The 13,225-nt window shown below is 42.7% G+C and carries 11 protein-coding genes and 1 pseudogene; 1 reads left to right on the top strand and 11 read right to left on the bottom strand.

Annotated features, from left to right (window positions below; genetic code table 11):
• Positions 1 to 47 precede the first annotated feature (47 nt).
• From hisA to KSMBR1_RS13110, 4 genes are all read right to left on the bottom strand, one after another.
• Positions 48 to 779, bottom strand: a complete 732-nt coding sequence (gene hisA, locus KSMBR1_RS13125; protein ID WP_099325737.1) for a 1-(5-phosphoribosyl)-5-[(5-phosphoribosylamino)methylideneamino]imidazole-4-carboxamide isomerase — start codon at positions 777 to 779, stop codon at positions 48 to 50.
• A 131-nt stretch (positions 780 to 910) separates the two neighbouring features.
• Positions 911 to 1,534 (bottom strand): imidazole glycerol phosphate synthase subunit HisH, encoded by a 624-nt coding sequence (gene hisH / locus KSMBR1_RS13120; protein WP_099325736.1) that lies wholly within the window; start codon positions 1,532 to 1,534, stop codon positions 911 to 913.
• Positions 1,535 to 1,544: 10 nt separating this feature from the next.
• Entirely contained in the window at positions 1,545 to 2,192 is a 648-nt protein-coding gene (locus KSMBR1_RS13115; protein ID WP_099325735.1) for an OmpA/MotB family protein, read from the bottom strand.
• Positions 2,193 to 2,471: 279 nt separating this feature from the next.
• Positions 2,472 to 3,296, bottom strand: coding sequence for a prepilin peptidase (locus tag KSMBR1_RS13110; RefSeq protein WP_099325734.1), 825 nt, complete (start codon positions 3,294 to 3,296; stop codon positions 2,472 to 2,474).
• Positions 3,297 to 3,719: 423 nt separating this feature from the next.
• On the opposite strand from KSMBR1_RS13110, the gene KSMBR1_RS13105 reads away from it, so the two are divergent.
• Positions 3,720 to 4,319, top strand: a complete 600-nt coding sequence (locus tag KSMBR1_RS13105; protein ID WP_157820829.1) for an IS4 family transposase — start codon at positions 3,720 to 3,722, stop codon at positions 4,317 to 4,319.
• Between the two features lie 1,009 nt (positions 4,320 to 5,328).
• Here KSMBR1_RS13105 and KSMBR1_RS13095 read toward each other — a convergent pair.
• The 7 genes and pseudogenes from KSMBR1_RS13095 to KSMBR1_RS22055 form a co-directional block, all read right to left on the bottom strand.
• The gene (locus KSMBR1_RS13095) at positions 5,329 to 6,726 is read right to left on the bottom strand and encodes a thioredoxin domain-containing protein (protein WP_099325732.1); all 1,398 of its coding nucleotides are present in this window, start codon (positions 6,724 to 6,726) and stop codon (positions 5,329 to 5,331) included.
• A 137-nt stretch (positions 6,727 to 6,863) separates the two neighbouring features.
• A complete protein-coding gene (locus tag KSMBR1_RS13090) occupies positions 6,864 to 8,600 on the bottom strand; it encodes an IS1634 family transposase (protein WP_099323573.1) in 1,737 nt (578 codons plus the stop codon).
• Between the two features lie 379 nt (positions 8,601 to 8,979).
• A pseudogene (locus KSMBR1_RS23525) lies at positions 8,980 to 9,448 on the bottom strand (thioredoxin domain-containing protein); the annotation flags it as partial.
• A gap of 251 nt (positions 9,449 to 9,699) precedes the next feature.
• Positions 9,700 to 9,969 (bottom strand): type II toxin-antitoxin system RelE family toxin, encoded by a 270-nt coding sequence (locus KSMBR1_RS13080; protein WP_099325731.1) that lies wholly within the window; start codon positions 9,967 to 9,969, stop codon positions 9,700 to 9,702.
• Positions 9,942 to 10,163 (bottom strand): hypothetical protein, encoded by a 222-nt coding sequence (locus KSMBR1_RS13075; RefSeq protein WP_099325730.1) that lies wholly within the window; start codon positions 10,161 to 10,163, stop codon positions 9,942 to 9,944. The genes KSMBR1_RS13080 and KSMBR1_RS13075 overlap by 28 nt, the downstream gene beginning before the upstream one ends.
• Before the next feature lie 588 nt (positions 10,164 to 10,751).
• A complete protein-coding gene (locus KSMBR1_RS13070; protein WP_157820598.1) occupies positions 10,752 to 11,108 on the bottom strand; it encodes a TolC family protein in 357 nt (118 codons plus the stop codon).
• 332 nt (positions 11,109 to 11,440) lie between these two features.
• On the bottom strand, positions 11,441 to 13,219 hold the full coding sequence (locus KSMBR1_RS22055) for a methyltransferase domain-containing protein (protein WP_197705200.1): 1,779 nt from the start codon (positions 13,217 to 13,219) through the stop codon (positions 11,441 to 11,443).
• Between the last annotated feature and the right edge of the window lie 6 nt (positions 13,220 to 13,225).

The raw sequence follows: 13,225 nt of genomic DNA, 5'->3' as shown, positions 1-13,225 counted from the left end.
CGTACTTTAACCCCGGCTTACAGGATGAATTGAAGTTCAGTGGCGTATTATTTATTCAGGCAAATCGAATCGCACAATTGCTTCGCCTCTGAGAATTTAATGTGTCCCGTGTAGAGCGCCTTTCCCACAATCATACCCTCTACTGGCAATTGACAGATGTATTCAATATCTTTGAGCGAGGATATTCCTCCGGAAGCAATTACCGGGGTTTTTATAGAGGATAAAAGTTCCTTCAGGCTTTCAATGTTTGGTCCCTGAAGCATTCCATCTTTTGAAATGTCAGTAAAAATAATCGCGCATGGCGAGAATTTCTCCATCTCTCGTGCGAAATCTATGGCAGTTTTTTCACTGAGAGACGTCCATCCATGCACGGCAACTTTGCCGTTTTTCGCGTCAATGCCAACCGCGACACGCCCGGGAAATAGGGAACAAAGTTCTTCAACCCATGATGGGGAATCGATGGCCTTTGTTCCTATTATTACCCTTTCCACACCGAGGCCTAGCACGGATTTTACTGATTCAGTGGTCCTTAAACCGCCGCCGAATTCGATGGGAATGTTTATGTTGTTGACAATCTGTTCTACGATAGAAAGATTTTTAGGCAGCCCGTCAAATGCCCCGTCAAGGTCAACCACATGCAGATACTGTGCACCCTGATCTTCCCATGATTTCGCCATATCCACGGGGTCATCGGAAAAGACGGTTTCTTCGTCTTTTTTCCCCTGGGTTAATCGCACACATTTCCCGCCTTTTAAGTCGATTGCCGGAAAAATAATCATAGGATAAGGTCAGATGTTTAAAGGTTAAAAAACACAAACAAACCCATACAGGGTTGTGTAGGGGCGAAGCATTTGCCAGCTTGGGTATGAACGCATTTATGACAGTTTATGGTAAATGCTTCACCCCTACACTATAAATTCCCAAAGTTTTCAAGTATGGCAAGGCCGTATTTTTGACTTTTTTCAGGATGAAATTGCGTGGCAAAAATGTTTTTGTGCCATATCATTGAAGTAAATCGCACACCATATTCCGTTTCCGTAGCAACAACATTTTTATCTTCAGGGCATACATAGTACGAGTGCACAAAATACATATACGAGTTACAAGGAACGTTTTTCAGGAGGGGATTATCCTGCCTGACAATATCAATCTGATTCCAGCCCATGTGGGGAATTTTTAATTTTTCATTTGTTTGCCTGCCGGAAAAATCAAATCGAATTACCTTGCCCGGGATAATGTCCAGCCCCATGTGCTCACCATCTTCACAACTTCGTGAAAACAACAACTGAAGACCGAGGCATATGCCCAGAAATGGTTTCCCGCGCCGGACAAAGTCAATGATGGGTTCTATTAATCCTCTCTTCTGTAATCCGATCATGGCATCCTTGAAGGCGCCTACCCCTGGCAGCACCAGCTTGTCAGTATGTTTGATATCGTTTGGATTGTCGCTTACCTTGACTTCAAAACCAAACCGTTCGAACCCTTTCTCTACGCTGCGAAGGTTCCCCATCCCATAATCGACAACGGTAATCATGCAGTGCGTTTCAGCCACCCCCGCTAATAATAACAAACTCTACACGGCGGTTTTGCGCCTTGCCTGCCTTTGTTTTATTGTCCGAAATGGGCTGAAATTGCCCAAACCCGGCAACATATACCCTTGTGGGAGAAATGCCGCATTCATCTACCAAATAATGCAAAACAGAGTTTGCCCTTGCGGTTGAAAGTTCCCAGTTTGAAGGGTATTTATCTTTTTGCTTTTGAATAGGATCACTATCCGTATGCCCTTCTATCCTTACCATTTCATTTGAAATATCGGTTTTCAATATTCCGGCTATTTTTTTCAAAGTCGCCTTTGACTGTTCACGTAATTTCGTTTGTCCAGGATCAAAGAGTATTGAGTCTGGCAATACAATAGAAACAGAGCCGTCCTTTATTTTTGTGATTGCTCCTGTGCCTGCCAGCTTTGACTCAAGATCCCGTCTCGAATTTTCAAGCCTGTTGAGTTCGCTTTCGTACCTGCTTGCCGTCGCCGAAAGGTTCGCGTTTTCCTGCTGCAGACTGGCAAGGCTCTGGCTCAACTGCTGATTTTCAACGCGTAATTGCTTAAGCTCGCCACACCCTGTTCCCACCGCAAACATTCCGAACATTCCCAAAAGACAAATACCCCGCATCAATCCAACCTTTTTTAACATATTCTTTTTTTCCTTTCACGAGCAATGCCACTAGAAATTAAGGGATACAGAAAACCGCAAAGCAGTTTCTCATTATAAAAATACATTCTTTTTGGTAACACTGTAGTTTTTTGAAAAATTCCAATAATAGTGATGTTTGCCGTATAGTGTAGGGGCGAAGCATTTGCTATAAATTGTCATAAATAAGTTCATACCCAAACTGGCAAATGCTTAACCCCTACTTTTCAAAAATCAGATTTGTTTGACTATAGGTGCTTTGACAGGATAAATACCGCATTTTTAGGCAGGAAAACCATTTAAAAAAACACGGAATACCAGTATATATAAATTGATTTGCCCTATAAAATAATCCTGAAAACAGATGCATACCAAAGCAGCTATCGATAAAAACGGCCCGTAAGGGATCAAATGGCTTTTTTTAAACACAAATACGGGGATTGCCATCAGAAGTCCGAAAAATGGCGCAACAAAAAATACCGCCACCGCCAGCTTCCAGCCGACAACAGCGCCAATCATACCCATAAGTTTTACATCGCCAAAACCCATGGCATCTTTTTTAAAAAGAAGTTTTCCCATCACACCGCATAGGAAAATGAGTCCGCCTCCGGTAAAAATACCGATGAGCGAGGCAATAAACGAGTCTAGCCGGTGTATGTCAATAAAGGTAAATCTTCTCAATGTATTCTGTGCATGATGCAGATCCGGACATACAATACTTAAAACAACAAAGACCGGAATACCGATAAAGGTGATTTCGTTGGGAATTATGCGTAATTCAAGATCAACAAAGGCAGATATTATCAGCGCACAACAAAGAGCCAGATATCCAAAAAGCACACAGAAAGATTCACTTCGGCATACAATAAAAATATAATACAGTTGTAAAAAAGCACAACCTGTCAGCAATTCTACGAGCGGATAACGTATTGATAACCTGTTTCCGCATGCCCGGCAACGCCCAAGCAGAAACATATAACTAATAACAGGAATATTATCAAACCAATTGATAGACACCTTGCAGTGCGGGCAAAATGAGCGGGGATGTATCAAGGATTTATTCTTCGGGATTCGATAGATACAGACATTGAGAAAACTCCCTACCACTAATCCCGCAACAAAAAATACAAGGTAGAACCACGGATGAGAAACATCCGGTATATTTTTCTGGATAGTAATACTTCCTTTTTATTAAACGGTAGCCCTTCAAAATACGTAAAGAAAATGTTCACAACTGTATATCATAACATGTTGGTGAATGCAAGTTAAAAGCATTCTACGCCACGGCAACGCCAAAGTCATAATAAACGAATATAAATTAGGTTGGGTTATAAAAGACAAAAACCCAACAACATTCACTTTTACCCACCCCTTACCCCTTATGTTTATACACATCTTTTTCGTTTCCTTAGAGTCATTGTGGCGAGGGAGAAGATATATTAAGAAATTTAGCTGGGTACAGAAACACTGAATAATTATAATTATCTTTTTGAGTAAATACAAACTGCATTACAAGGAGATGATGGATGAATAAAGGAATACCAGAGCGATTATGCGGAAGGTCGTTTACCCACGACGCCCTTCAGTGAAGAGATCAATCCTCCCGGAGGAGAAGAGCCGATCGCCTGGTTGCTGCTCACCAGCCTCCCCGCAGACACCTTCAGGCAAGCGTGTCTCGTGGTGGAATGTTACCTTTGCCGATGGCAGATAGAGATATATTTTAAAGTATTAAAGAGCGGTTGCAAGATAGAAGAGCGCCAATTGGAGACAGCGGAGCGTATCAAGCCGTGTATTGCTCTTTATATGATAGTAGCATGGCGGGTATTGTTTGTTACCATGTTTGGAAGGGAATGCCCGGATTTGCCGTGTACAGCACTTTTAGAGGATGATGAATGGAAACCCGTGTATATGATTGCCAAAAATGAAGCTCCACCCGAAACCCCGCCATCGCCCGGAGACTTTACCGTAATGGTATCAAGTCTGGGAGGATACTTAAATCGCAAATGCGATGGCTCACCAGGCCAAAAAACCATGTGGGTTGGCCTGCAACGAATGGTAGACTTCACATTGGCCTGGAAAGCCTTTGGGCCTGTGCAACCGAAAACACGGAATGGAAAAAGATGTGTATAAACATAAGCCCTTACCCCTTCCATGAGGGGAATTTGATAAGTACTAAACAGAATACGTAGCGCGGGAGGTTTATCCCCCGCACAAGCCTACCACAAGGGATCAGCGCTACATTTTCAAAAAACTAAGATATGCCGGAGCATCCTTGCTCCTGATGCATTAATACGGTATATCGTTATTGTAGGAATTTTTCAAAAAGCTAAAGTGTTACACAAATTCGCATTTCGAAATGCCCAAAGGCTGCGCGATGCATTACAGGAATTGGAGGGACACTTCCCATATTTTTGACATGCACTTTAAGGTGTGATATTTTCCTCTGTATGCCAAAAAAATAGCGAGAGTATGCGCTGTGAATTATCCGCACCATATCACTCAACGTGGAAACAATCAGGGAGACGTCTTTTTTGACGATGAAGACAAGGCGTTTTATCTAAAAACTCTCAGTGTCTATAGCAAAAAACGGGGGTTGGATATTTGGGCATACTGTTGGGAGCATTCCTGATTTTTTGTAACAGTTTAGATTTTTGAAAAACAAAAATGCTCGTTCTCAAGCTCCGGCTTGGGAACGTAATTGTGTTGGAAGCTCTAGCTTCCATTTAGCCGGCAAGCGAAGCTTCATGTATTATTCGATTCAAAAGAGGTTCCCAAATATCTTGGGTAACATACTGAAAAGCCTCCAAGCTGACATAATGGGTTCATTCCCTTTTCCATTCGAAGCTGGAGCTTCCAACACAATTACGTTCCCAAGCCGGAGCTTGGGAACGAGCGGTTTTTTTCATAGGACTAAAGTATTACAATTCTTTGTAAAAAAACAAAATGTGTGAAGATATACAAAAAATCGGGAATGCACCCCATACTGTCTTATGACAGACCACGTCCATATACTTGTGACGCCTGAACAAGAAGAATCCCTTGCCAGAAGGATAGGCGGGACAAATCCGGTATACACATAATACATAAACCGCAAATATAAAAGAAGCGGCGGGCTATAATGAAATACGGGAAGTGTTCCCTATTCTTTGAGCAGTTTAAGCATTTCTTTCGTATCTGTCACAGGCATCTTACATGTGTAATCACGGCAGATATAAGCGGTAGCTTTGCCGTCTATGCCTGATTGATGCTCTGTGAATTTGGCGATTCTGGTGATCTCCGGGGTTTCTTCATCTGTCGGTCTTAAGAGTACGATCTTATTGGGTATAAAATGTCTTCTGAGAGTATTAAGCATGTCCCTGGTGTCCACTGCGCGCGGGTTGCCTGCTATGATAATCTCATAAGCAGGGCCTATTCCGAAACTAAGCCCTATCATCATCTGTGTGTAACCGGCAGGCATTTTTTTCACCTCCGTGGAAAAGGCGAGCATTGTTTTATTTGCCTTCTCTTCAAGCTCAGGGTCTGCGGTGATTCTCGCAAGCCTGAATAAGTTCAGGGCCGCTACTGAATTCCCGGATGGTATGGCGCCGTCGTAGACTTCTTTCTGCCGAACGATAAGGTCCTCTGCATCATCCGCAGTAAAATAAAAACCACCGTTTTGATTATCCCAGAAATGTTTTATCATGTCACTGTTCAGGTCCAGCGCTGTCCGGAGATAATTTACATTGAAGTTTGTTTCATAGAGTTCAAGTAGTCCCCATATAAAGAAGGCGTAATCATCTGCAAAGGCCGGTATGCCTGCCTGGCCGCCACGGTAACGGTGCAGCAATCTTCCATCCTGCCTGCGCATGTCCGAAAGAATAAAGTCTGCCGCACGTTTTGCCGCAGCCAAATATTCCGGCGCATCAAATGCCTGCGCCCCTTTTGCCAGGGCAGCTATCATTAGCCCGTTCCAGTCTGTCAATATTTTATCATCCTTGTGCGGACGAATTCTTTTACTGCGCACAGCAAACAATTTCCTTCTGGCAGTTTCGACACGTTCTTTGAGTTCATCCAATGATGTCTTATTCTCTAAGGCTATTTCTGCAAGGCTTTTTTTCAGATGCAGGATGTTGTCTCCCGTATTCCTGCCGGCTATTTCATCTTTGAAATTACCTGCCTTTTCGATGTTAAATACATTGATAATCAGGTTTGCATCATCTTCTTTGAGGGCATGGCGAATCTCCTCTTCTGTCCAGACATAAAACTTCCCCTCCTTACCCTCGCTGTCAGCATCCTCGGCAGAGCAGAATCCTCCTTTCGGGTCTGTCATGTCACGCATAACGTATGCAAATATCTCTTTTGCGGTCTCACCGAATTCTTTCCTCCCCGTTGCCAGATATGCCTCTGTATATGCCATTGCCAGCATTGCCTGATCATAAAGCATTTTTTCAAAATGGGGGACGAGCCATTCGGGGTCAGTAGAATATCGATGAAAACCATATCCGATGTGGTCGTATATGCCGCCTTTCCGCATGGAATGGAGGGTTTTGACCACCATCCTAAGGGCATTCCCTTCGCCCGTACTCTTCCAGTAGCGCAGTAAGAAGAGAAGGTTTTGGGGGCTAGCGTGAGTTTATCACAAAATAAGGCATGAAGCAACGTAACATAAATACAGTCAATGCGTTAAGCACAACATCAATTGTATACACTGAGTCCTTGAAGTTTCAGCCGATGTTTGTGGAAATCCATAATGCCTAACGCATTCATCAACAGAGATTCCTTGTCGGACATTTCTTCCAATTTGTAGGTAGCCTTAACTCTCCCTCTGGCCTTTGTTTCTTCAAGCATAGCAGAAAGCCTTATATTATTAAGGGTGTCTAACAGGGTATCTAACGTTCCACTAAATTGTGCGTGCGCTTTTGCCTGATACCACACAATCGCCGCCATTAGGTATCCGAGGACGCAAATAAAAAAATGCACCCTGATTTTCTGATCCGTCCAGTGAAATTGCGGTTTTAAAGCAAGGTGATAGGGGTTCTTGAGATTTCTAAAGGCATGTTCAATTTTTGATTGCCCATAGTAGGCTTTTATAATGTCCGCGGTATCCCAATCGTGATGGTCTGTCATAAGAATCCTGAACCCCAGTTCCCCTTCTATTTCTTCGAGCTTTTTCTGGTCGATTGAAAAATTCAATTGAAACTTGCCTTCAGATACCTCTTTTAACGACCAATCGATAACATCCTTCGCAAATTGACATTTCACTACACTTCTTATCGTATCCTCCAGACCCTCTTTGTCCCGCATCTTTCCCTTTGGATTACACAGATGCTGCTGTAAGAGCTTTAACTGATGTTCTGCCTTTTCCAGAGACTGAGACATTCCCCTTAATTGCCCAACCTTTAATTTCTCGGAAATAAATACGACAACGGTTCTTTCCTGCCCCCAAATAACCCGTTTGTCATGGTACACCTGTATCTTACTGCCGTCAACGTCATATTCCCTGAAATTACACATGGCATCCCCTACCAACTGCTTGTGATGATACGGTGTAAGCGCTCCAACGTAATGCAATGCCAATCTCTCTACAATAGCCATATTGTCCATGGAATTGTTTCCACGATCAAAAACAATAGTGTGCTTTTTGCTGTCGAAACCTAATCCGGTCATCCTGTCTTTTATCGTCTCAAGAACCGCGCTGAACACCTTTGCATCCGCCATGTTCCCCTGATAGGTATGGTGAAACAACGGTATCATGTCGTTACGTGTAACGACCATCGCCAACCCGACCTGCCTGAGATCGTATCGCTTTTGTTTGTTTTTCCCCCGCCGGGCAATAGTGCATCGCAGATTAGTTGTGTCGATATACGTGAAAAAATTGGTTGTATCAAAAAACAGTGTGTCGCTTTGAAGGTTGTATGTTTTAAATGTCTTTTCAATTAATTCGCGCTCGATTTCTGCAATGGATTCTTCAGGAAGTGCATCCATCAAATCCCAGAAATGCTGACTGTCTATTTTACTCAAGCTGTGTCTGAGTAAGTATTCGGCAGTAGTCGTCTTTGCCCAATCCCACCATCCTCTTTTGCTGGTAGGCACACACACTCTCCCCACGGCACCCAACAAGAGGGTACTTCCGGCGGTCAGATTATTTCGAACAGGTTTTTTAGCACAATACTGCCGTGGCGACTTTATATATTTATTAATCACGGAAGGGACGTCCAGGGCATTGGCCACACTTAGCAATGCGGCTACCGCGCCATGTGAATAAGATTTGAGCCGTAATTTTTCGGTAAGACCTTGCAGTTGTTTTAATAAATCGTCTGCCTTGCCAAGATAGGCCAGGACGATGGGCCTGGGCTTGCCGTTAACGCGCCGCGATTCGACAATATACCAATATTTATAACCTCTGGAGTTTTTAGATTGAATGGTAGCCATGGCTATTAGTTGTTAGTGTATACGTAATAGATTAATACTCCGTGTATAATAGTATATACAGGCATATAATGCAATATAAATATAGTATTATTCAGTGTATACATAATTTTTTAGACAAAAAAAGTCGCAACCCGATACAAATCATTGGATTGCAACTTGATGTCTTTGTCTTACACCTTATTTCGTGATAAACTCACGCTAGGGAATTTTGGCGAAGTGCTGAAACCGCCATGCTGCTCACTAAAGCGCCTGGCGAGCAGCTCATATGCAGCCTTTAAGGTAGAGGCGTCAAGCCTTGCCTCTGAAGGGTCATGAGAAAACTGGCCAAGACTGGCCGTAATCAGATTGGCTGATTTTTGAATATCAGCGTGTTGTATGTTCCATAATTCTTTGATACGGGGTACCAGGTCCAGCATGCCTATCCGTCCATAGCTTTTCTTCGGGATATATGTGCCGGCATAAAAGGGTTTTTTGTCAGGCGTCATGACAATAGTAAGCGGCCAGCCGCCACTGCCCGTCATCATCTGGCAGACACGCATATAAATATTGTCTATGTCAGGCCGCTCTTCTCTATCTACCTTAATACAGATAAATACCTCATTCATTAACCTGGCAACCTCCGGATCTTCGAATGATTCGTGCGCCATTACGTGGCACCAGTGACAGGTTGAATAACCAATGGAAAGGAAGATGGGTTTGTTTTCCTTCCTGGCTTTTTCAAAGGCCTCAGGCCCCCAGGCATACCAGTCTACGGGGTTGTCTGCATGCTGCAGTAAATACGGACTCTTTTCATGGATAAGCCTGTTGTGTTTCTTTCCGGCATCGTTGAGCGCGGAGCTATGTTTCATTTCCTTTGTCTCAGCATCGGAAGATACATTTCTTAAATTCACCGCAGATATGGTTGTGAATATGGCGAGAAATATAAATAAAGTTTTTTTCATATGCGCGGCCTTTACTCTCATATGTTTCAGAATTGCTGCCAATACAAGTGTCTGGATTGCAAAGACTTTCAGGTGCGTGTTTTAAGTGAGGTATGCCGGCGCCAGGGTCTGTTTCCCACACTTACAAAAAGTGTGTATTGCGCCTTGTTATAATCAATTTATTTATACGTATCCTTGCCTTTTACTTTTATGCGGTAAATAACGATTATCTTTGCTTTATCATCTATCGTATAAAGAATCCTATAGTTTCCGGCACGAATGCGATAACCTTCTTTTTGTGTAATTTTTTTACATGAGACAGGTCTTGGATTAACCGAAAGAGAACTAATGGCTTTGTCAATTCTGTGTCTCTGTGGCGGAGGAATGTTCTCAGCTTCCTTCTTAGCCCTCTTTTCAAGAATTATCTGATAACCTTGTGGTTTAGCCATTTTTTCCGGAATTCCTCGTACGGTGTAAAGTCGGTGGCGTTCAATTCCGCTTTTAATAGGTCTCTGGAGTCTTCGACATCTTCAATAAACTCTATAATAGATTGATATTCATGAAGATCAAAAACAACAGCAATTTTTTTACCTTTCTTATCGAGAACATACCGGGGTTTAAATTTGGCTAATTTTTTTATCATTTTGTTATATCTCCTTAAACATGGAAAAATTAGTAACTATTCAGAGTAAACGATACACGGCTCGTTCCCAAACTCCAGTTTGGGAATGCATTTGTTCGAGAAACTCCGGTTTCTCGCCTGTTTGCTGATAGATAGGGAATAAAATCACAGGGTTAAGACAGTTTGTAATTCGTCAAGTCTGACACGCACTGGAAACAAAGTTTCCAGTGCAATTGTGTTCCCAAACTGTGGTTTGGTAACGAGTTGCGCTCTGATCTCCGGTAGTTTAATAAATTACGCTGAATAGTTACAAAAATTATCTTTAATGCAGAGTCGGCTTTGCTTCGTTCATCCTTGCACAAGGGTAATTTTTTTAAAAAGCTTTGTCAATAAAAACCTGAATGTCAATTTTTGTGATCATATTCAGGGGACGCCATACTTAATTATTGATGAGATATTTATTGTAGGGACATGGTATTGAATGGTGGATTCGCTATCGCTTAATGCACCCTACCTTTGAATTTTTTTACAAAAAATCGGGAAAGCATCCGTTCGGATTGCAAAGACTTTCAAGTGAGGTATGCCGGCGCCAGGGTCTGTTTCCCACACTTACAAAAAGTGTGTATTGCGCCTTGTTATAATCGATAATTGCCGGGATACGATCCCTTCTTGCTTGTATAAAGGCGTCTTCGGCCTGTAGTATACCTCAAGGGGCAATCCCATACCATGTTTCAGCCGGTTTTCATTCAGCCTGAGAGATTTCTCCGCATCCATAACACCTTGTTTTGCAATCGTTATTTGTTCCTGCCTGATATGTACCTGTGTATGGACAACGATTATATCTTGTATGATATCCTGCTGTACCTTTGCCAATGGTATTTCAGATGACCGGTATCTGACGTCAGCCTTTTCCCTGCGTCCCTTGAAAAAAAGCCCGCCGGAACCTATTGTCCATAAATATATCAAGAGTCTTGTAGGCGTTCATAATCGTTGTTTGCAATGCATCTTCAGCATCATTCACGTTCCGTATTATGTGTTTGCCGTATTTGTACAGTAAATCCTTATGGGGATTTAACAGTTCAAGAAAGCACTGCTTAGTTTTGTTTGCATTAGTCATTTGGTCTTAGTCATTGGTCAACTGCCGACTGTAGATTGCCGATTGCAAAGCTATATTTTCCCAAGCCCTGATTTTATTGCAAAAAAATAAAAAGAACTTGTTAGGTTAAATGGCAGTTGACGATTCGGCAGAATACGAGAAAGGATATGTTACATGCTACACCATTCTTTTTAATTTTATCTTAACAGCATTTTGGCCCGCATGCTGTCTTTACATCTTTGCTTTGCATACCACCGGACAGTATAAACATCCCTTCATATGGAGGGTTTGAGAGTTTCCATGCCGTATCAATGCAAATTTCTATTGGCGTTCCTACCGGATATGTATGGCCGTCATCATCTGAGACATTACTGAATGGCCCTTTATAGATTGCATATTGGCCGGTGTACACGCACTCCTTTGATTTCTTAAATTTGTGTCCCCGCGCAGTTATAGAATAAAACGTAAAGCCGTCCACTTCTTTATAGAGATAACGATTTACTATTTCCAGTCCGTAGAAACCAATCTTCCTTGTTATATTAAAAAACTCTGCTTCTGTAATTGCCCCGGAAATGCACTCGCCCCACAATTTTTTATCCTGTTTCATAGACACAGGAACTTCCCTGTCGGAAACTATATCAGATATCACAAATCTGCCGCCCGCCTTTAGTACCCTGAATATCTCCTGAAAGACCTTCTCCTTTTGTGCTGACAAATTAATGACACAATTGGATGTTACCAAATCGACACATTCATCCGTAACCGGTATTTCTTCCAGAAACCCCTTCATAAAACGGACGTTATTATAACCAAGGTTCCGCGCAACAATCTCTCTTGTGGCATTGGCGTTTCTCAGCATTTCGTCTGTCATGTCTACCCCGATAATTTGTCCCTGTTCTCCGGCCATTTTTGCCGCAATAAAACAGTCTATTCCACCGCCGGATCCCAAATCCAACACGTTCTCCCCAGATTTGATGTTGGCTTGTGTCACTGGACTACCACATCCATATGAGATATTCAGCGCCTCCAGGGGAATGTGTGATATATCCGCCGCATTATAACTGGTGGGACAGCATAGTTCCTTTTGGGGCTGAATGGCGGCCGCCGCATAAAATTCATTAACCGATTTCCTGACCGCATCCTTAGCATCATCCGCTTCATTTTTACAGGTTAATCCCGTTGTTCTGCAGGTATAACAAGCGGGCGATTCCATCGTATATGGATTGAGGGATTCCTGCAAAGTCCGTCCCATCCATGCTTTGGGATCGTCAATAAGTATTGGACAGACAAAGACCCCTTTACTGGTCACGATACGGCTGGTAGTACATTGGAGATTGTCCATCGGGTAATTATCAAAGCACTGATCGGTAACCCGTTCGCCCTCATCGTAAGGTCTGACAAATTCGGCGCATCGTCCCAGGAGAACCAAAGGTAGTTTTTTGAGTCTTAACTGTGGGATATTCAAAGAACGTTCAAGCAACTGAAGTTCTTCTGCCGTTTCTTTCGTAAACTTTCCATATTTCGACCAATCGGCTACCGTAATAATCGGATTAAAACCAGCATGTGTCAGGGATTGAATACCCCTGATTGCCATCTTAAATGCTCCCTCTCCACGAATCTGGTCATTTTCTTCCTCTATAAAACTTTCCAGGCTTACCCTGAATGCTAATTTATGTTTGGATGTGCGAGATACCTGGGCTAGCGTTTGTGAAATATCCTCTGTTATTAAGGTGCCATTTGAAAGGACTGTGGTCTGACCGTATTTTAGTGACTCTTGTAAAATATCTACTATATGAGGATGTAAAAAAGGCTCGCCTCCGGTAAAGTAAAATTCTTTTACACCCAGCATTGCAGCCTCTTTCAAGTACCACTGTATTGTATCAATGGTTATCATCTCATGCGTTGTATTTTTGGGGCCGCAGGAGATAAAGCAATGGGCGCACTGTAGGTTACAATGAGTGCCTGTTACCTGAAACCACAACGTTTC

It is taken from the genome of Candidatus Kuenenia stuttgartiensis (assembly GCF_900232105.1).
Taxonomy (GTDB): domain Bacteria; phylum Planctomycetota; class Brocadiia; order Brocadiales; family Brocadiaceae; genus Kuenenia; species Kuenenia stuttgartiensis_A.
This window is presented reverse-complemented; position numbering and strand designations above follow the sequence as displayed.